Origin of the sequence: Herbidospora daliensis (genome assembly GCF_001570585.1) — a bacterium.
GTDB lineage: Bacteria > Actinomycetota > Actinomycetes > Streptosporangiales > Streptosporangiaceae > Herbidospora > Herbidospora daliensis.
Window position 1 is genome coordinate 36,215 of the sequence record NZ_BBXF01000006.1, and the last position, 18,899, is coordinate 55,113.

Sequence of the window (18,899 nt, forward strand, 5' to 3'; positions counted from 1 at the left end):
CAATGCGGCGGGCGCTGGCACGCGCGCGCGACGGCAAGACGATCGACGTGGCCGAGGCGGCCATCCTCCTGGAAGCCCGTGGCGCCGACCTCGACGCCCTGCTCGACCACGCCTCCCGGGTCCGCGACGCGGGCCTGGAGGCGGTGGGCCGCCCCGGAGTGATCACCTACAGCCGCAAGGTCTTCATCCCCCTGACGCGGTTGTGCCGCGACCGCTGCGGCTACTGCACCTTCGCCACCGCCCCCGCCAAGCTGCCGAGCGCGTTCCTGTCTCCCGACGAGGTGCTGGCCGTCGCCCGTGAGGGCGCGGCGATGGGCTGCAAGGAGGCCCTGTTCACCCTGGGCGACCGCCCCGAGGACCGCTGGCCGGCCGCCCGCGAGTGGCTCGACGCCCACGGCTACGACGACACCCTCTCCTATGTACGCGCCATGGCGATCCGCGTGCTGGAGGAGACCGGCCTGCTGCCCCACCTCAACCCGGGGGTGCTGACCTGGCGCGACTTCCAGCGCCTCAAGCCGGTCGCGCCGTCGATGGGCATGATGCTGGAGACGACCTCGACGGCCCTGTTCACCGAGAAGGGCGGCGCCCACTACGGCTCGCCCGACAAGGACCCGGCCGTCCGCCTGCGGGTGCTCGAAGACGCCGGCCGCTCGAACGTGCCGTTCACCACGGGCATCCTGATCGGCATCGGCGAGACCGTCCTCGACCGGGCCGAGTCGATCTTCGCGATCCGGAGGGTCGCCCGCGAGTACGGCGGCGTCCAGGAGGTGATCGTGCAGAACTTCCGTGCCAAGCCCGACACCGCGATGCGCGGCCTGCCCGACGCCGACCTGCACGAGCTGGCCGCGACGATCGCGGTCACCCGCATGGTGCTGGGCCCCCGCATGCGCGTGCAGGCCCCGCCGAACCTCATCGGCGACGAGTACGCCCTGATGATCCGCGCCGGCATCGACGACTGGGGCGGCGTCTCCCCGCTGACCCCCGACCACGTGAACCCCGAACGCCCCTGGCCGATGATCGACGCCCTGGCCGAACGCACCGCCGAGATGGGCTTCGACCTGCGAGAACGCCTGACGATCTACCCCGAGTACGTCCGGGCGGGCGAACCCTGGCTCGACCCCCGGCTGAGCGCCCACGTGGCCGCGCTGGCCGGCCCCGACGGCATGGCGCTCGACGTGAATCCGAGGGGCCGCCCCTGGCAGGAGCCCGACGGCGGGTTCGCCGCCTCGGGCCGGGTCGACCTGCACACCGAGGTCGACACCACGGGCCGCACCGGCGACCGCCGCGACGACTTCGACCACGTCTACGGCGACTGGGACGCGCTGCGCGACCGCCTCCCCACGGCCGCGGCGCCGACCGGCGACGGCGCCGAGGCGCTGCGCCAGGCCGCCCGCGACCCGCTGGCGCTGACCGACGCCCAGGCCGAGGCGCTGCTGGGCCTGACGGGCGAGGCGCTCGACGAACTGTGCGCCCTGGCCGACGGCCTGCGCCGCGAGGTCAACGGCGACGACGTCACCTACGTCGTCAACCGGAACATCAACTTCACCAACGTCTGCTACACCGGCTGCCGCTTCTGCGCCTTCGCCCAGCGCCGCACCGACGCCGACGCGTACACCCTGAGCCTCGACCAGGTCGCCGACCGCGCCGAGGAGGCGTGGGCGGCCGGCGCGACCGAGGTGTGCATGCAGGGCGGCATCCACCCCGACCTGCCCGGCAGCGCCTACTTCGACATCGCGCGGGCGGTCAAGGCCCGGGTGCCCGGCATCCACGTGCACGCCTTCTCCCCGATGGAGGTCATCAACGGCGCCAGCCGGACCAATCTGTCGATCGAAGACTGGCTGACCGCCGCCCGCGAGGCCGGCGTCGACTCCCTCCCCGGCACCGCGGCCGAGATCCTCGACGACGACGTGCGCTGGGTGCTCACCAAGGGCAAACTGCCCGCCCGCGAGTGGATCGACGTCATCACCACGGCCCACCGCGTCGGCATCCCGACGACCTCGACGATGATGTACGGCCACGTCGACACCCACGCCCACTGGGTGAAGCACATCCGGCTGATCCGGCGGCTCCAGGAGGAGACGGGCGGCTTCAGCGAGTTCGTGCTGCTCCCGTTCGTCCACCACAGCGCCCCGATCTACCTGGCCGGCATCGCCCGCCCCGGGCCGACCGCCGCCGAGAACCGCGCCGTCCACGCGGTGTCGCGGCTGCTGCTGCACGGCGCGATCGACAACATCCAGTGCTCGTGGGTGAAGCTCCAGGACGACCTGTGCCGCCAGGTGCTGGCCGGGGGAGTGAACGACATCGGCGGCACCCTCATGGAGGAGACCATCAGCCGCATGGCGGGGTCGGAGAACGGGTCGTACAAGACCATCTCCGAGCTGCGCGCGATGGTCGAGGTCAGCGGCCGTCCGCTGCGCCAGCGCACCACCGAGTACGGCGTCCCGTCACCCGAACGCCGCGCGGCGGCGGAGGCGAGTGACGGGGTGTGCGCCAGCGTGCGGCGGGTGCTGCCGGTCGTCTAACGGATGACGTAGAAGTCCTCGGCCGACCTCGGAGGCCGCTGCCTCGGGGGTTCGGCCGCGTGGCCGATCGCCACCGCGCCCATCGGGTCCCAGTCGTCAGGGAGGCCGAGGACCTCGCGCACCACCGGGCGGCAGAACATCGTCGACGACACCCACGCCGACCCCAGCCCCTCGACCGCCAGCTGCACCAGGAAGTTCTGCACCCCGGCACCCGTCGCGACCACGAACATCTCCCGTTCGGAGGCGTTGCGGCGGTCGTCGCGGTAGGTGTGGGAGCCGTCCATGACCAGGCACGGCACCGCCAGGTAGGGCGCGTCGCGGAGCACGTCGCCGCGCCTGACCCGCTTGGCGATCGACTCCTCGGTGAAGCCGTCGCCGCGCAGGTCGGCGATCCACGCCTCGCGCATCGCGTCGACCAGCGCGAGCCGCGACTCGGCGCTCTCCAGCAGCACGAACCGCCACGGCGTCGTGTGGTGGGGCGCGGGGGCCGAGATGGCGGCGGCGACCGCCCGGCGCACCGCCTCCCCGTCGACCGCCGCTTCGGAGAACTTCCTGATGGTGCGCCGGGCGAACACGACGTCGGCCGAGCCGTAGCGGAACAGGTCCTCGTCGGCGGGGCGGACGAGCGAGGCCCCTCCGGGGCCGTCGGAGTCGCTCACCAGATGGCCCAGGCCCGAGACCACGGCCACCGGGACCCCGGTCAGCTTGCCCTTCACCAGTTCGGCCGCCGCCGCGATCTCGTCGATCAGGGCGGTCACGGTCGCGTTCAGCGGGTTGCCGTAGGCGTCGGTGGTGCCGCGCAGGTCGTCGAGCGGCCGCACGCCGGAGGCCCCCAGCGCGACGTCGGTCAGGCCGTGCCGCCACGGGCGGCCGAAGGTGTCGGAGACGATCACGCCGACCCGGACCCCGGCGAGCTCGGCCAGCCGCCGCCGGATCGCCGACGCCGACGCGTCGGGGTCGTCGGGCAGCAGCAGCACGGTCCCGGGCGCGGTGTTGGACGCGTCGACCCCGGCCGCCGCCATCACGTAGCCGTGCCGCGTCTGGGAGATGACGGTGTCGCCCCGCCGCGCGACCACCCGGACCGTCTCGGCCTCGATGGCCCCGGCGCGGTCGTCGGCCCGGACCACCCGGCCCTCGGCCTTGCTCACGATCTTCGAGGTGACCACGACCACGTCGCCGTCGGCCAGGCCGGGCGCGGCCTTGGCGATCAGGGCGGCGATGTCGTCGCCGTAGCCGACCTCGGGCAGCCCCTGGACCCCGCTGATGTTGATCACGCCGCCACCTTCGCGGCCAGGTCGAGCGCCGCGGCGGCCAGGTCGCGGGTCGCCTCGGGCGAGGACATCAGCAGCGGGCGCGCCTCCACGGCCACGCCGTCGAGCGAGGCCGCCGCGTCCTCCTCGGCGACCAGCCACCCGTCGAGCAGGTCGGCGCCGTAGAGCTCCAGCACGCCCTGGGCCGAGGTCTGCACGCCGATCGCCGTCAGGCACGCGTCGGCCATGCCGCGCACGGGCGCGCCGCCGATGATGGGGGAGACGCCGACCACGGTCTTGGCGGCCACCGCCTCGCGGATGCCCGGGATCTGCAGGATGGTCCCGATGCTCACCACCGGGTTCGACGGCGGCAGGATCACCACGTCGGCCTGTTCCAGCGCGTCGAGCACCCCCGGCGCGGGCGTCGCCGCCGCGGCGCCGACCAGGGCGATCTCCAGAGCCGGGGTGGACGCCCGCAGGCGCACCCACCACTCCTGGAAGTGCACCGCGCGGCGTCCCCGCTCGTCTTCGATCACCACGTGGGTCTCGGTCTGGTCGTCGGTCATCGGCAGCAGGCGCACGCCCGGCCGCCACCGGCCGCACAGCGCCTCGGTCACCGCCGACAGGCCGTAACCGGCCGCCAGCATCTGGGAGCGCACGATGTGGGTGGCGAAGTCGCGGTCGCCGAGGCCGAACCACTGCGGCTGCATGCCGTAGGCGGCCAGCTCCTCTTTCACGGTGAACGTTTCATCCGCGCGGCCCCAGCCCTGCTCCTCGTCGATGCCGCCGCCCAGGGTGTACATGACTGTGTCGAGGTCGGGGCATACCCGCAGGCCGAACAGGGTGATGTCGTCTCCGGTGTTGCCGATGACGGTGATGTCGGATTCCGGGGCCGCCGCCTTGAGGCCGCGGAGGAACCGGGCGCCGCCGATTCCGCCCGCGAGGGACACGATGCGCATGCCTGACAGTCTGGCATTCCATGCGAAACGCGAGATTGATGGGTCGCCCGGCATCCATGTCAGGCATATGCAAAACTCAGTTCCCATAAGCCGCATGAATTCCTGGGGGTAACTGTGGTGAAGGTTGACCCGGTGAGGCTCAGAGAGCCCGCCGCGTGGCTCCTTGTGGCAGCCGCGGGCACGACCGTTCTGGTCGGCGTCATCAGACTCGTCTTCGGCGACTCCTCACCGCTCGGGGGAGCGGCCGAGTTCGGCATCCGGTCGGTCGTCGCCCTGTCGGAACTGACCTCTCCGGTCACCGCCGCGCTGGTCGTCGGCGCGGTCTTCCTGTCCACGCGGTTCGGCGGCGCGCCCACCCCCAAGAGCGGCCTGATCACCATGGCCGGCGCGGGCACCCTGGCCGTGGCCACGCTGTTCGGCGCGATCAGCCTGCTCGGCTCGTTGTTCAGCGGGCTCGGGTTCGGCGGCAAGCTCGAGACCCTGCTGCTCGGCGTGCCCACCTTCGCCCTCACCGGCCTGGCGCTGCTCTATGTGCTGACCATGGTGTCGCCGCTGCCGGCGGGCGCGGCCAAACCGAAGAAGGCGCGGCGTCTCCAGGTGGTGCCCCCGGCCATCCCGTTCCCGCAGACCGGCGACGCCCACCCGGTGCAGAACGTGCCGGCGGAGCCCGACTACTCCTCCTATCCGCAGGGCCCGGTCTTCGACCAGAACGGCTACGCGGGCCAGCAGGTCGTCGAGGAGCCCCCGCTGCCGCCGGTGACCCCGGTCGTCCCGGCCGCCCAGCAGGCCGAGCGCTACTCCTACCCCGAGCCCGTCTACGACGACAGCCCGTCGTCGTGGGAGTCCTCGCCGTTCTCCGGCTTCTCGGGCCCGCAGTACGCCCGCCAGGCCTACGAGCCCCCGGCGGCCGAGTCGGCGGCCCCCGCGCCGCGGATGCCCGCCATCGAGACCCCGTTCGACAGCTCGGTCCGTGAGGTCTCCGGCCGTGAGCAGGTCGTCTATGAGACGCCGTTCGACAGCTCGGTCCGCGAGGTCTCCGGCCGTGAGCAGGTCGTCTATGAGACGCCGTTCGACAGTTCCGTCCGTGCGGTCCCGGGGCGTGAGGCGGCCGCCTACGAGCCGCCCGCCAGGGAAAGTTCCGTCCGGGATTCGGTCTACGACCTGTCTGCGAACGAGACGGTCTACGGCGCCCCGGTGCTCGACGCCGGGTATACGACGCAGCCCCCGGTCTACGGCGCGCCCTACGAGCCCGGCTACGAGGGCGACATAAGAGAGCAGCAGCTCGCGCAGGCCTACCAGCAGGCGCAGAGCTACCAGCAGCAGCCCGAGGGCTACCGGCAGAGCAACCCGTTCGGCCACCCGCAGGCGGCCCCGTCTCAGGTCGCGCCGCAGCGCTACCACGGCGACCCGCTGAGCGACCCGCTCCGGGCCGAAGACCTGCTCGATCCGATCGACCCGATCGCCATCTACCGCCCGGCAAAGACCGGGGAAGGTCTTCCTGCCGATCCGGCATCCGTCGATTCGGACGTCACCGCTCATTGGTACAGTCCCGACCGCCGGGATCGCTGACTCCAACTGGTCCGACAAGACCAGCCCTTTCCCCCGGTATCCCCATGGCGCTTGACGGGGCACGACTTACACGCGTGTAATTACAGCCATGTTGTTACGCCTTCTCCGAGGTGGGTAAGGGGAGGGCGTCCATAGGGGGGCACCAACTTTCGGGGTTGGTGACGGGCGGGCGACAGGGAGGTGTGCCGTGACCGAGCTGGTCATCGCACAGGCGCTCGACGGTGAAGATCTGGGCTGGCAGGAGCGCGCATTGTGCGCTCAGACCGACCCGGAGGCGTTCTTTCCAGAAAAGGGCGGCTCCACCCGAGAGGCGAAGAAGGTGTGCCGTGCGTGTGAAGTGCGCGCGGAGTGCCTTGAGTACGCGTTGGAACACGACGAACGATTCGGAATCTGGGGCGGGCTGTCGGAGCGCGAGCGCCGACGCATGAAGCGCCAGGCCGTTTGACGCATAACTGAGCGGGATGCGGCCGGCCGAAGGGCCGGCCACATCCCGCCTCGAAGAACACCGATGCTGGGCGACACGCGGGGGTCACATTTGTGGCCTCCGCTTGTCATTTGGGTCGGGGGCCGGTGCGCGGTGCCGTAGTGTTGGCGCGCAAAAGCCGCACATACCCCCAAGGATCCCGCCGTGCACTCGGTCACCGCGATCGTGGTCGCTCATGATGGCTCCCGTTGGCTCCGGGACACCCTCCGGGCGGTGCTGGCGCAGACCCGGCCGGTCGACCGGGGTGTCGGGGTCGACAACGGCAGCCGTGACGGCAGCCGCGACCTGCTCGGCGAGGCGTTCGGCAAACACAGCGTCGTGCAGATGCCGCGCGGCAGCGGGTTCGCCGAAGCCGTGCACGAGGTCGTCCGGCGGCTTCCGAAGGCGCCCGGCGACACCGAGTGGATCTGGCTGATCCACGACGACTGCGCCCCCGACGCCCGCGCCCTGGAGTTCCTGCTCCACGCCGCCGACGAGTATCCCGAGACCGCCGTCCTTGGTCCGAAACTGCGCGACTGGCTCGACCGGAAGCTGCTGCTGGAGGTCGGCGTCACGGTCGCCCGCTCGGGCCGCCGCGAGACCGGGCTGGAGGCGCGCGAGTACGACCAGGGCCAGCACGACGCCGAGCCCCGGGGCGTGCGCGACGTGCTGGCGGTGTCGTCGGCCGGGATGCTGATCCGCCGCGACGTGTGGGACGAGATCGGCGGCCTCGACGCCAGGCTGCCGCTGTTCCGCGACGACCTCGACTTCTGCTGGCGGACCCGCGCCGCCGGGCACCGGGTGCTCGCGGTGACCTCCGCCGTGGCCTGGCACGCCGAGGCGTCGTCCAAGCGCCGCCGCCGCATCGCCGCCAGCGACGACCACCCGAGGCGGCTGGCCCGGCGTTATTCGTTGTTCGTGCTGATGGCGAACCTGCCGTTCTGGACGATGCTCTGGTCGCTGCTGCGCAACACGGTCGGGTCGCTGATCCGTACCGTGCTGTTCCTGGTCGCCAAGCAGCCCGCGCACGCCGTCGACGAACTCGCCGCGATCGGCTCGGTGTTGTTCCATCCGCTGCGGCTGCGCCGGGCCAGGAAGGCGCGCAAGGCCAGCCGGGCCGGATACCAGCTGGTCAAACCCATGTTCAGCCCGCCGAGCCTGGCGTTCCGGCGGGCCTGGGAGATGGTCCAGAACCAGTTGTCGGGCGGCGGCCCGATGGATTCGGCCGGCCGTCACCACGCCGTCCAGCAGCCCGGCGCGGAAGAGGGCGACGAGCTGCTCAACGACGACGACGGCTTCTTGCGGCGCGCCTTCGCCAGCCCCGGGGTGCGGCTGTTCGTGCTGCTCACGGCGGTGGCGCTGGCGGCCGAGAGAGAGCTGCTGACCGGGGGGCTGCTCGGCGGCGGCGCGCTGGTGCCGGTCGCCGGAGGGGCCTCCGACCTGTGGGCGTTCTACATCGGCGAGCAGGCGCCGCCCTACGTCGCGGTGCTGGCGGTGTTGTCGACCATCACCTTCGGCAAGACCTGGCTGGCGGTGTCGATCCTGCTGCTGGGCTGCGTGCCGCTGTCGGGCCTGAGCGCCTACCTGGCGACCAAGAGCTTCGTCACCTACCGCCCCGCGCGGGTCTGGATGGCCGCCACCTACGCCCTCCTGCCGGTCGCGACCGGTGTGGTGGCGTCGGGGCGGATCGGGTCGGCGGTGGTGTTCATCCTGCTGCCCGTCTACGCCTCGCTCGCCACGAAGGTGCTGGCCGACACCCGTAAGCCGGCCCGCCGCGCGGCCTGGGGCCTGGGCCTGCTGCTGGCCGTGGGCACCGCGTTCGCCCCGATCCTGTACGTCTTCGTCGCCGTCCTCGGCCTGCTCGCCGCCGTGTCGTTCGGGGGAGTGCGGCGCGGGGTCGGCGGGAACCTGCTCATCGCGCTGGGCGCCCCGCTGATCCTGCTCGGACCCTGGCTGGCCACGATCGTCCAAGACCCGATGCGCATCCTGCGGGAGGCCGGGCTGCCGATGACCTCCTCGCCCCGGCTGGCCCCCGAGGCGCTGCTCACCCTCAACCCGGGCGGGCCCGGCGCGCCGCCGATCTGGGCCACCGCCGGGCTGCTCGCCGTCGCCCTGGGTGCGCTGCTGCTGCGCCGCCACCAGTTCATCGTGGCCGTCGGGTGGGGCGTGGCGATCGTCGGCGTGCTGGCGGCGACCGTGGTGAGCCGCATGTCGACCTGGCCGGGGGTGCCGCTGGCGTTCGCCGCGACCGGGCTGCTGGTCTCGACCGCGCTGGCCGCCCACCGGGTGGCCGAGTTCCGCAAGGCGGGCGGGTTCCGGAAGGCCGGCGCGTTCCTGATCGTGCTGGTCGCGTTCGCGACCCCGGTCGCCGCCGCGACCTTGTGGATCATGGACAGGGCCGACGGGCCGCTGCGCCGCGACGTGCGCTCGCCGCTCCCAGCCATCGCCGAGGCCCAGTCGAAGCCCGGTGAGGGCACGCTGCTGATCCGCACCGCGGACGCGGGCCTCACCTACACGGTTCTGCGTGGCCGCATCCCGGTCATCGGGGAGTCGGAACGGGCCGCGTACGGCTCCGACTTCACCGACGCGGTGGCGGGGCTGGCCTCCGGCCGGGGCGGCTCCGACGCGGCCGAGCTGGCGGGCCGGGGCATCGCGTTCGTGAGCGTGCCCGCGCCGATCGACCCCGCCCTGCGGCGGGCCCTCGACTCCGAGCCGACCATGGCCAGGGTCACCCTCACGGATCGGGCCGGACTCTGGCGGATGACCGGGACGGTCACCCCCGAACGCCCGCCGGCCGGCGCGTCGTGGCACCGGTGGTGGCTCTACGGGCAGGGCGCGCTCGTGGTGATCGTGCTGATCCTGGCGGCGCCGGGAGCGCGTACCGCCGAGCCGGAGGTCGTCGAGGAGATCCCGGCCGACCGAGAGCGGGTGGCGGTGTGAGGCGGCTCATCGAGAACCGGTTCGGCATGCTGGCGCTGGTGCTGATCGCGCTCGGCGCGGTCTACGGCGTCGCGTTCGTCAGCCGCCCGGCCCCCGCCGCGCCGGTCAAGGCCGAACCGGTGCGCGCGCCCATCGCGGCCGTCTCGACGGTCTGCCCCGACCCGGGCGGCGCGACGGTCACCGCCGTCACCCCGCCCAACGCGGGGGGCGCCGGGCAGACCCTCATCGAGGACGGCGACGAGCCCGTCACCGTCGAGGAGCCCGGCAAGCTCTGGCAGAAGACCATGGCCGCCGGCACCGACCCGATGCGGGTGCACGCCACCGGCGCGATGGCCACCGGCCTGGAGGCCGCCCAGACGCGGCGCGCGCTGACCGGCGCCGCAAGGGGCCTGGCCGGGGTGCGCTGCGTCGACCCCGGCGCCGACGTCTGGTTCGTCGGGCCCGGCCCGGCCGCCGGAGACCTCAAGCTCCACCTGGCCAACGTCGAGTCGGCCCCGGCCGACGTGGCGCTGGTCGTCTACTCGGGCGAGGGCCAGGTCATCGCCGACCGGGCCAGCGGCATGCTGCTGAAGCCGGGCGAGCACCGCGTCGTCGACCTCAAGAAGGTCGCGCCGTCGCCGCTGGTCATGGCGCTGAACGTGTCGACCGGCCGGGGCCGGGTCGCGGCCGCCGTCGAGGCGGCCACCTCCGAGGGCGTCGACTGGCTCCCGCAGACCACCCGGCCGGCCAAGCGGGTCGTGGTGCCGGGCCTGCCCGGCAGCGCCGGCCGCCGCGAGCTCTACGTCGCCGCCCCCGGCGAGTCGGACGCCGTCGTCAACGTCAAGGCCGTGCTGAAGGACGGCTCCTACGCCCTGGAGAACCGCGAGACCGTCGAGGTGCCCGCCGGTTCGGTCGCCACCCTCGACCTGTCGACCGGGGTGACCGGCCAGCCCGCCGCGATCGTGCTCACCTCGGAGATCCCCGTGGTCGCCGGGCTGAAGATGGTCGGCACCGGAAGCCGGACCGACGTCGCGTTCACCGCCGGAGCGCCCTCGATCGACCTCGGCAGCGTCGTCGCCGACGCCCGCTCGACCAAGGACGTCACCTCGCGGCTGATCCTGAGCGCGCCCGACGCCGCCGCCGACGTCACCGTGACGCTGCTGCCGCGCGAGGGGAAGGCGCCCAAGCCGATCGAGGTGGCGATCCCCGCCGCGCGTACCAAGGAGATCATCCTGAAGGGCCCGGCCAAGGGCTTCAGCGTGGTCGTCACGCCCAAGACCGGCTCGGGGCCGGTCTACGGCGGGCGGGTGATGGAGGAGCGCGCCCCCGGCGGGCAGCTCGTCACCGCGCAGCCGCTGGCCGTGGCGCGCACCTGGACGCTGGTGCCGCCGGTCGCCGAGGAGCCCTCGGCGGTCTTCGCTCAGCCGTCGTAGCCGGGGTCGACCTGTTCGGGGGTGAGCCCCAGCAGCGTGGAGACCTGCTCGACCACGACGGTGTGCACCAGCGCGGCGAGGCTCTCGCGGTCGCGCGCGCGGGCCTCCAGCGGACGCCGGTAGACCACGACCATCGCCGGGTCGCCGCGCAGCGCCGGTTCGGCCCGGCCGAACGGGATCGGGTCGGAGGCCAGCCGCGCCGGGCCGTCGAGCAGCTCGGCGACCGGCGGCACCTCCTCGACGCCGAAGTCGACGCCCGCCAGCTCCTTGGCCCACCGGACGCGCAGCCGGTCGACGGCGTCGAGCACGAGGTCGTCGAAGCGCTCGCCACGGGACTTGGCGATGGGCACGTGGGCGGGCGCGAGGGGACCCCGCATGCCGCGCCCGTGGCGGTCCCGTCGTCGAGGAGTCATCAGGTCAGCTTAGGGCTCCGGCCGTGTTCGGGTGGTGTCCGGATTGTGGCGACACGCTCGTTAAGAGGGGCGGGGTGGTGGCAATGTGCGGGCGGACCGGATACGGTCCCTCCGTGAGCCCCGTCCGCAGCTGTTCCCGTACCGCCTGCAGGCAGCCTGCCGTCTTCACACTCACGTACGTTTACGCCGACTCGACCGCTGTTCTTGGCCCCCTGGCGACGTACGTCGAGCCGCACTGCTATGACCTGTGCGCCGAACACGCCGAGCGGCTCACCGCGCCCCGAGGCTGGGAGGTCGTGCGGCTGCCCTACGAGCCGGGCGCGCCCTCCGGAGACGACCTCGAGGCGCTGGCCAACGCCGTCCGCGAGGCCGCCCGTCCGGCCCCGGCGCCGGGCGAGCCGACCGGCCAGGCCGTCGAGGTGGGGCGTCGCGGTCACCTCCGGGTCCTCAAGTCCAATCGCGACCGCTGAAGGCACGCGGCCACTAGGCTTCAAACCCTAGGGATCTGCGACATATAGGGGCGGAATTGGGCGACCTCGCCAAGATCTTCAAGGCGTATGACGTACGCGGAGTCGTACCGGACGAGTTCGACGAGGAGATCGCCGAGGCCGTGGGCGCGGCCTTCGCGGAGGTGGTGGGGGGCGACCGGATCGTGATCGCCCACGACATGCGGGAGTCCTCCGGCCCGCTCGCGGCGGCCTTCGCCCGCGGCGCGACCTCCCGGGGCGCCGATGTGATCAACGCCGGGCTCGGCTCCACCGACCTGCTCTACTACGCCAGCGGCACCCTGAACCTGCCGGGCGTCATGTTCACCGCCAGCCACAACCCGGCCCAGTACAACGGCATGAAGATGTGCCGCGCCGGGGCCGTGCCGATCGGCTCCGAGACGGGCCTGACCGAGATCCGCGACCGGGCACTCGGGCTGCTGGGCGCCTCGTCCCCCGACCCCACCGGCGACGTCACCGACCGCGACCTGCTGACCGGCTACGCCGACCACCTGAAGTCGCTCGTCGACCTGTCGGCGATCAGGCCGCTGAAGGTGGTCGTCGACGCCGGCAACGGCATGGGCGGCCACACCGTGCCCGAGGTGTTCGCCGGGTTGCCGATCGACCTGGTGCCGCTCTACTTCGAGCTCGACGGCTCCTTCCCCAACCACGAGGCCAACCCGATCGAGCCGGCCAACCTGGTCGACCTGCAGGCGGCCGTCCTGGAGCACGGGGCCGACCTCGGCATCGCCTTCGACGGCGACGCCGACCGCTGCTGGGTGATCGACGAGAAGGGCGCCTCGGTCTCCCCGTCGACGATCACCGCCCTGGTGGCGGCGCGCGAGCTGGCCAAGCACCCCGGTGCCACGGTCATCCACAACCTGATCACCTCGCGCGGCGTGCCCGAGATCGTCAAGGAGCACGGCGGGGTGCCGGTCCGCACCCGCGTCGGCCACTCGTTCATCAAGGCCGAGATGGCCCGCACGGGCGCGGTCTTCGGCGGCGAGCACTCGGCCCACTACTACTTCCGCGACTTCTGGTACGCCGACTCGGGCATGCTGGCCGCCCTCCACGTGCTGGCCGCCCTCGGCGAACAGGACCGCCCCCTGTCGGAGGTGCTGGCCGCCTACGCGCGCTACACCGCCTCCGGCGAGATCAACAGCACGGTGGCCGACCAGGCCGCCGCCACCGCCAAGGTGCGCGAGGCGTTCGGGTCCCGCGAGGGTGTTACCTTCGATGAGCTGGACGGCCTGACCGTCACCGGTCCGACCTGGTGGTTCAACCTGCGCCCGTCCAACACCGAACCGCTGCTCCGGCTCAACGCCGAGGGCGACGACGAGGTGACCATGGCCCGGGTGCGCGACGACGTTCTGAAAGAGGTTCGAGGGATTTGAAGATCGACGACTGGCTGCTGGAGATCCTGGCCTGCCCGGCGTGCAAGTCCCCGCTCCGGGCCGAGGCCGATGAGCTGGCCTGCACCTCCGAGAGCTGCGGCCTGGTCTACCCGGTCCGCGACGACATTCCCGTGCTGCTGGTCGACGAGGCACGGAAGGCATGATCTGGGAGCCTGAGCTGCTCGACGACCAGAACCATCTGGTCGCGGCCGATCCCTCGGGCATGCTTCCGGCGGTCGCCTCGGCGGCCGCCCAGATCCGCACCGGGCGGCGGCTGGCCGCTGAGGCGGGCGTGGGGGCGGTCGCCGCCGAGGGGCGCCCGAGGGCGATCGTGACGCTCGGCATGGGCGTCAGCGGCGTCTCCGGCGAGATCCTCCGGGCGATCTGCGGCAACGGCGCGCCGATCCCGATCACCACCGCGAGCGGCCACCGGCTGCCGGGCTGGATCGGCGCCAACGACCTGGTGTTCGCCGTGTCGGCCTCCGGGGCCACCGAGGAGACCCTCGGCCTGGCCTGGGAAGCCGCCCGGCGCGGCTGCCGCCTGGTCGGGGTCGGCCGCCCCGGCTCGCCGCTCCAGTCGCTCTGCACCCAGCGCGGGGCCCCGTTCGTGCCGGTCGAGGTCGCGCAGGGCCACGCCCGCGCGGCGTTGTGGGCGCTGACGGTCCCGCTCGTGGTGGCGGCGTCGTCGCTGGGGCTGGCCGACGTGCCCGAGCCCGTGTACGAAGCCACCGCCACCCTGCTCGAAGACCTGGCCCACCGCTGCCGCCCGTCGAGCGACACCTTCATCAACCCCGGCAAGACGCTGGCCATGGAACTGGCCGAGTCGGTGCCCATGGTCTGGGGCTCCTCGGCGCTGCCGATCGTGGCCGCCCACCGCCTGGTCCACCAGCTCTACGAGAACGCCAAATACCCGGCGATCTTCGGCGAGCTGCCCGAGGCGGCCCACAACCAGGTGGCCGCCTTCGACGGCCCGCTCGCCGAGCGCGACATCTTCGCCGACACGCAGGGCCGCCAGCTGCGGCTGTTCCTGCTCCGCGACGTCGACGAAGACGAGCGCGAGACCCGCACCCGGGGCACCGTGGTCCGGCTGGCCGAAAACCGCGACGTGCGGGTGTCGGAGCTGATGGCCGAGGGGCGTCATCCGCTTGAACGGCTGGCGACGCTGGTCGGGCTGGCCGATTTCGCCAGCGTCTATCTGGCACTTGGTTATGGAATCGATCCCACTCCGGTCAGCGCGGTCCGGGAGCTTAAGGCCAGAATTGCCCGTTAGGATCTTCTGGCCGAAAACTGAGGGAGTGTCATCGTGAGCGCCAGTGGCGGAACGAAGGCGATCGTCGCGGCGCTGGTCGCCAACTTGTCGATCGCGGTGGCGAAGTTCGTCGCCTTCTTGTTCACCGGATCGTCGTCCATGATCGCCGAGTCGGTCCACTCCGTGGCCGACTCGGGGAACCAGGCGCTGCTGCTGCTGGGCGGCAAGCGGGCGGCCCGTGAACGCACCGAGCAGCACCCGTTCGGCTACGGCCGCGAGCGCTACTTCTACTCGTTCGTGGTGGCGGTCGTGCTGTTCACGATCGGCGCGCTGTTCTCGCTGTACGAGGGCGTGCACAAGCTCCAGCATCCCGAAGACCTGACGTCCCCGCAGTGGGCGTTCGGCGTGCTGATCTTCGCGATCATCGCGGAGGCGTTCTCGTTCCGGACCGCGATCAAGGAGTCGCTGCCGTTCAAGGGCAACCTGACCTGGTGGCAGTTCATCCGCCGGTCGAAGTCGCCCGAGCTGCCCGTCATCGTGCTCGAAGACCTGGGCGCGCTGCTCGGCCTGATCTTCGCCCTGTTCGGCGTCACCATGGCGGTCGTCACCGGCAACGGAGTCTGGGACGGCGTGGGCACCGTGATGATCGGCGTCCTGCTCGGCGTCATCGCGATCGTGCTGGCCATCGAGACCAAGTCGCTGCTCATCGGCGAGAGCGCCGGCCCCGAGGTCGACGCGCAGATCCGCCAGGCCCTGGAGAGCGCGCCCGAGGTGACCCGGGTCATCCACATGCGCACCCTCCACGTCGGCCCCGAGGAGCTGCTGGTGGCCGCGAAGATTGCCGTCCAGCACGACGACACCGCCGCCGAGGTGGCCCGGGGCATCGACGAGGCCGAGCAGCGTATCCGCGCGGCCGTGCCGATCGCCCGGATCATCTACCTCGAACCGGCCATCGAGGCGTCGTCAACGTCCGCGCAGCAGGCGTAGCGCCTTCTCCTTCTCGAAGTCCAGCGCCCTGCGGGGCGCCTGGATGCGCCCGATCCGCACGCCCAGGTCTCTCACGGCCTGGGCGACGGCCGGTTCCGACAGCGCCCGCAGCGCGAAGGCGAGCTCGCCGGGCGAGACGTCGAACCGCTTCTCCAGCTCCATCGCCAGGGTGACGGCGGCGAGCTCCTCGTCGCCGAAGCGGCGGTGGGAGCGCGAGACGTGGACGGCCGGAGGCCGGCCATGGCTCGCGCCATGAATCTGCCGGGGAGCTGCGTCGCGGACGGGTGGGAGTAGCCCGAGCGCCTCCCGATATCGCAGCATTCTGGGCGACATGCCCAATTTGGCGGCGGCCTCCGTGATGCGCATGAACCCATTCTTACATTCTTGTGTCAGGTTCGGCGCTCGGAGGCGGTGTTCGGCCCTACAGTGGCAGAGACGCTACGAGAGGGGACACCCCAAGATGGACTTCAAGGTCGCCGACCTGTCACTCGCAGACTTCGGCCGCAAGGAGATTCGCCTCGCCGAGCACGAGATGCCGGGCCTGATGGCGACGCGCAAGGAGTTCGCCGCCTCCCAGCCGCTCCGGGGCGCGAAGATCATGGGCTCGCTGCACATGACCATCCAGACCGCCGTCCTGATCGAGACGCTGGTCGCCCTCGGCGCCGACGTGCGCTGGGTCTCGTGCAACATCTTCTCCACGCAGGACCACGCCGCCGCCGCGGTCGTCGTCGGCCCCGAGGGCACCGTCGAGGAGCCCAAGGGCGTGCCGGTCTTCGCCTGGAAGGGCGAGACGCTGGAGGAGTACTGGTGGTGCACCGACCAGGCGCTGCAGTGGCCTGACGGCACCGGCCCCAACATGATCCTCGACGACGGCGGCGACGCCACCCTGCTCGTCCACAAGGGCGCCGAGTTCGAGAAGGCCGGCGGCGTCGTGCCGACCGCCTCCGAGGACGACCCCGAGGAGTGGGGCATCATCCTCGACCTGCTGCGCCGCACGGTCGGCGCCGACCAGCGCTGGACCAAGACCGCCGAGGCGATCAAGGGCGTCACCGAAGAGACGACCACCGGCGTCCACCGCCTCTACGAGATGTTCAACAACGGCCAGCTGCTCTTCCCGGCCATCAACGTGAACGACTCGGTCACCAAGTCGAAGTTCGACAACAAGTACGGCTGCCGCCACTCGGTGATCGACGGCCTCAACCGCGCCACCGACGTGCTGATCGGCGGCAAGGTGGCCGTGGTCGCCGGCTACGGCGACGTCGGCAAGGGCTGCGCCGACGCGCTGCGCGGCCAGGGCGCCCGCGTGATCGTGACCGAGATCGACCCCATCTGCGCCCTCCAGGCCGCGATGGACGGCTTCCAGGTCACCACCCTGGAGGAGGTCGTCGGCATCGCCGACATCTTCGTCACCACCACGGGCAACTTCAGCATCATCACCGCCGACCACATGGCGCAGATGAAGCACAACGCGATCGTGTCCAACATCGGCCACTTCGACAACGAGATCGACATGGCCGGCCTGGCCCGCATCCCGGGCATCGAGAAGGAAGAGGTCAAGCCCCAGGTCCACACCTGGCGCTTCCCCGACGGCAAGCAGATCATCGTGCTGGCCGAGGGCCGTCTGATGAACCTGGGCTGCGCCACCGGCCACCCCTCGTTCGTCATGTCGAACTCCTTCACCAACCAGGTGATCGCGCAGATCGAGCTGTTCACCAAGACCGGCGACTACCCGATCGGCGTGTACGTGCTGCCCAAGCACCTCGACGAGAAGGTCGCCCGCCTCCACCTCGACGCGCTCGGCGTGAAGCTGACGGTGCTGTCGAAGAAGCAGGCCGAGTACATCGGCGTCGACGTCGAGGGCCCCTACAAGCCCGACCACTACCGCTACTGATCATGGATGCCGTTCTGGCCGAAGCCGGTGAGCGCCGCATCGGATGGGCCTCGCGCGCCATGCCGGTGCTCACCGCGATCGGCGCGGGGTTCGGCGGCGACCGCCCGCTCGACGGGCTGAAGGTCGCCGCCTGCCTCCACGTCACGGCCGAGACGGCGGTGCTCATGGGCGCGCTGAAGGCGGGCGGCGCGGACATCGCGCTGGCCGCCTCCAACCCGCTCTCGACGCAAGATGACGTCGCCGCCGCCCTGGCCGACTACGGCATCGCCGTGCACGCCAGGGCGGGGGTCGACCGCGACACCTACTACCGGCACATCCACCGGGCCCTGGACATCGGGCCCGACATCGTCCTCGACGACGGCTGCGACCTGGTCAACATCCTGCACACCGAACGCTCCGACCTGGTGGTCAAGGGCGGCTGCGAGGAGACCACGACCGGGATCATCCGGCTGCGCCAGATGGCCGCCGAGGGGGCGCTGAAGTTCCCGATGGTCGCGGTGAACGACACCCGGACCAAGCGGATGTTCGACAACCGCTACGGCACCGGCCAGTCGACGATGGACGGCATCATGCGGGCCACCAACGCCCTGCTGGCGGGCCGGACCGTCGTGGTGGCCGGGTTCGGCTACTGCGGCCGGGGCGTGGCCGAGCGGGCCAAGGGGCTGGGCGCGCGGGTCGTGGTGACCGAGATCGACCCGGTGAAGGCGCTCGACGCCTCGCTGCACGGCTACGGCGTGGCCACGATGGCCGAGGCGGCCGCGATCGGCGACGTGTTCGTCACGGTCACCGGCAACCGCGACGTGATCAGGGCCGAGCACCTGGCGGTCATGAAGGACGGCGCGATCCTGGCCAACGCGGGCCACTTCGACATCGAGATCGACGTACGGGCCCTGGAGTCGATGGCCGAGGAGGTCCACTACCAGGTGCGGCCCAACACCGACGAGTTCGTGGTGAACGGCCGCCGGCTGCTGCTGCTGGCCGAGGGCCGGCTGGTGAACCTGGCGGCGGCCGAGGGCCATCCGGCGGCGGTGATGGACATGTCGTTCTCGGCCCAGGCGCTCACGGTGGCGTGGCTGGCGGCCGAGCACGCGTCGCTGAAGCCGGGCGTCTACGACGTGCCCGACGGGATCGACGCGCGGGTGGCGGGGCTGAAGCTCGCGGCGGCGGGGATCACGATCGACGGACTGACCTCTGAGCAGGAGGACTACCTGCACAGCTGGCGTTCAGGTTCGTAGAAACAGTTGTGTTACCCCATGGATACCGGCAATCTGCCGTACTACGGTCATATCACTCGGCTCGTTCCAGGCCAGTCACCTGAGCCGAGATGACGGGCGGGTACGACCGGTTCGCCTCTCCCTCTGCGCT

The 18,899-nt window shown here is 71.7% G+C and carries 16 protein-coding genes; 12 read left to right on the forward strand and 4 right to left on the reverse strand.

Annotated elements, in window-relative coordinates:
- The first annotated feature begins 2 nt into the window (after positions 1-2).
- Positions 3-2,522: a bifunctional FO biosynthesis protein CofGH gene (locus tag AW274_RS28420; RefSeq protein ID WP_062438148.1), complete on the forward strand. Its 2,520-nt coding sequence runs from the start codon at positions 3-5 to the stop codon at positions 2,520-2,522.
- Here the strand turns inward: AW274_RS28420 and AW274_RS28425 are convergent.
- Together AW274_RS28425 and cofD are read right to left on the reverse strand one after the other, a co-directional pair.
- A complete protein-coding gene (locus tag AW274_RS28425; protein ID WP_062438150.1) occupies positions 2,519-3,796 on the reverse strand; it encodes a coenzyme F420-0:L-glutamate ligase in 1,278 nt (425 codons plus the stop codon). The two genes, AW274_RS28420 and AW274_RS28425, sit on opposite strands and share 4 nt — an antisense overlap.
- On the reverse strand, positions 3,793-4,731 hold the full coding sequence (gene cofD / locus AW274_RS28430) for a 2-phospho-L-lactate transferase (protein WP_062438151.1): 939 nt from the start codon (positions 4,729-4,731) through the stop codon (positions 3,793-3,795). The genes AW274_RS28425 and cofD overlap by 4 nt, the downstream gene beginning before the upstream one ends.
- A gap of 132 nt (positions 4,732-4,863) precedes the next feature.
- Here cofD and AW274_RS28435 point away from each other — a divergent pair, with 132 nt between their 5' ends.
- The 4 genes from AW274_RS28435 (at position 4,864) to AW274_RS28450 (ending at position 11,115) form a co-directional block, all read left to right on the forward strand.
- Positions 4,864-6,300: a YihY/virulence factor BrkB family protein gene (locus AW274_RS28435; RefSeq protein ID WP_157520781.1), complete on the forward strand. Its 1,437-nt coding sequence runs from the start codon at positions 4,864-4,866 to the stop codon at positions 6,298-6,300.
- Between the two features lie 187 nt (positions 6,301-6,487).
- A complete protein-coding gene (locus AW274_RS28440) occupies positions 6,488-6,745 on the forward strand; it encodes a WhiB family transcriptional regulator (protein WP_030451269.1) in 258 nt (85 codons plus the stop codon).
- Between the two features lie 183 nt (positions 6,746-6,928).
- Positions 6,929-9,703, forward strand: a complete 2,775-nt coding sequence (locus AW274_RS28445; protein ID WP_062438155.1) for a glycosyltransferase family 2 protein — start codon at positions 6,929-6,931, stop codon at positions 9,701-9,703.
- Entirely contained in the window at positions 9,700-11,115 is a 1,416-nt protein-coding gene (locus tag AW274_RS28450; RefSeq protein ID WP_062438158.1) for a DUF5719 family protein, read from the forward strand. The genes AW274_RS28445 and AW274_RS28450 overlap by 4 nt, the downstream gene beginning before the upstream one ends.
- Here the strand turns inward: AW274_RS28450 and AW274_RS28455 are convergent.
- Positions 11,103-11,528 carry a metallopeptidase family protein gene (locus tag AW274_RS28455; protein ID WP_062438160.1) on the reverse strand — a complete coding sequence of 142 codons (426 nt, stop codon included), beginning with the start codon at positions 11,526-11,528 and terminating at the stop codon, positions 11,103-11,105. The genes AW274_RS28450 and AW274_RS28455 overlap by 13 nt on opposite strands.
- A gap of 113 nt (positions 11,529-11,641) precedes the next feature.
- Here AW274_RS28455 and AW274_RS28460 point away from each other — a divergent pair, with 113 nt between their 5' ends.
- Genes AW274_RS28460 through AW274_RS28475 form a run of 5 tightly spaced genes read left to right on the forward strand, consistent with a single transcriptional unit; the run spans position 11,642 to position 15,643 of the window.
- Complete coding sequence (locus tag AW274_RS28460; protein ID WP_030451265.1) at positions 11,642-11,998, forward strand: DUF3499 domain-containing protein; 357 nt, start codon at positions 11,642-11,644, stop codon at positions 11,996-11,998.
- 56 nt (positions 11,999-12,054) lie between these two features.
- On the forward strand, positions 12,055-13,407 hold the full coding sequence (locus tag AW274_RS28465) for a phosphomannomutase/phosphoglucomutase (protein WP_062438162.1): 1,353 nt from the start codon (positions 12,055-12,057) through the stop codon (positions 13,405-13,407).
- Positions 13,404-13,571, forward strand: a complete 168-nt coding sequence (locus AW274_RS39580; RefSeq protein ID WP_083958892.1) for a Trm112 family protein — start codon at positions 13,404-13,406, stop codon at positions 13,569-13,571. Before AW274_RS28465 ends, AW274_RS39580 begins: the two co-directional genes overlap by 4 nt.
- On the forward strand, positions 13,568-14,677 hold the full coding sequence (locus tag AW274_RS28470) for an SIS domain-containing protein (protein WP_062438165.1): 1,110 nt from the start codon (positions 13,568-13,570) through the stop codon (positions 14,675-14,677). Before AW274_RS39580 ends, AW274_RS28470 begins: the two co-directional genes overlap by 4 nt.
- Before the next feature lie 33 nt (positions 14,678-14,710).
- On the forward strand, positions 14,711-15,643 hold the full coding sequence (locus tag AW274_RS28475) for a cation diffusion facilitator family transporter (protein ID WP_062438169.1): 933 nt from the start codon (positions 14,711-14,713) through the stop codon (positions 15,641-15,643).
- On the opposite strand, the gene AW274_RS28480 is transcribed toward AW274_RS28475, so the two are convergent.
- Positions 15,620-16,009, reverse strand: coding sequence for a MerR family DNA-binding transcriptional regulator (locus AW274_RS28480; protein WP_062438171.1), 390 nt, complete (start codon positions 16,007-16,009; stop codon positions 15,620-15,622). The two genes, AW274_RS28475 and AW274_RS28480, sit on opposite strands and share 24 nt — an antisense overlap.
- A 94-nt stretch (positions 16,010-16,103) precedes the next feature.
- Here AW274_RS28480 and ahcY point away from each other — a divergent pair, with 94 nt between their 5' ends.
- Positions 16,104-17,534, forward strand: a complete 1,431-nt coding sequence (ahcY, locus tag AW274_RS28485) for an adenosylhomocysteinase (protein ID WP_062438173.1) — start codon at positions 16,104-16,106, stop codon at positions 17,532-17,534.
- Between the two features lie 2 nt (positions 17,535-17,536).
- Positions 17,537-18,769, forward strand: coding sequence for an adenosylhomocysteinase (locus AW274_RS28490; RefSeq protein WP_062438182.1), 1,233 nt, complete (start codon positions 17,537-17,539; stop codon positions 18,767-18,769).
- The last annotated feature ends 130 nt before the right edge of the window (positions 18,770-18,899 follow it).

Excerpts from the sequence above, each read along its gene's own strand:
- AW274_RS28470 (WP_062438165.1), top strand. The coding sequence starts at position 13,568 with ATGATCTGGGAGCCTGAGCTGCTCGACGACCAGAACCATCTGGTCGCG.
- AW274_RS28420 (WP_062438148.1), top strand. The coding sequence starts at position 3 with ATGCGGCGGGCGCTGGCACGCGCGCGCGACGGCAAGACGATCGACGTG.
- AW274_RS28480 (WP_062438171.1), bottom strand. The coding sequence starts at position 16,009 with ATGCGCATCACGGAGGCCGCCGCCAAATTGGGCATGTCGCCCAGAATG.
- ahcY (WP_062438173.1), top strand. The coding sequence starts at position 16,104 with ATGGACTTCAAGGTCGCCGACCTGTCACTCGCAGACTTCGGCCGCAAG.
- AW274_RS28490 (WP_062438182.1), top strand. The coding sequence starts at position 17,537 with ATGGATGCCGTTCTGGCCGAAGCCGGTGAGCGCCGCATCGGATGGGCC.
- cofD (WP_062438151.1), bottom strand. The coding sequence starts at position 4,731 with ATGCGCATCGTGTCCCTCGCGGGCGGAATCGGCGGCGCCCGGTTCCTC.
- AW274_RS28455 (WP_062438160.1), bottom strand. The coding sequence starts at position 11,528 with ATGACTCCTCGACGACGGGACCGCCACGGGCGCGGCATGCGGGGTCCC.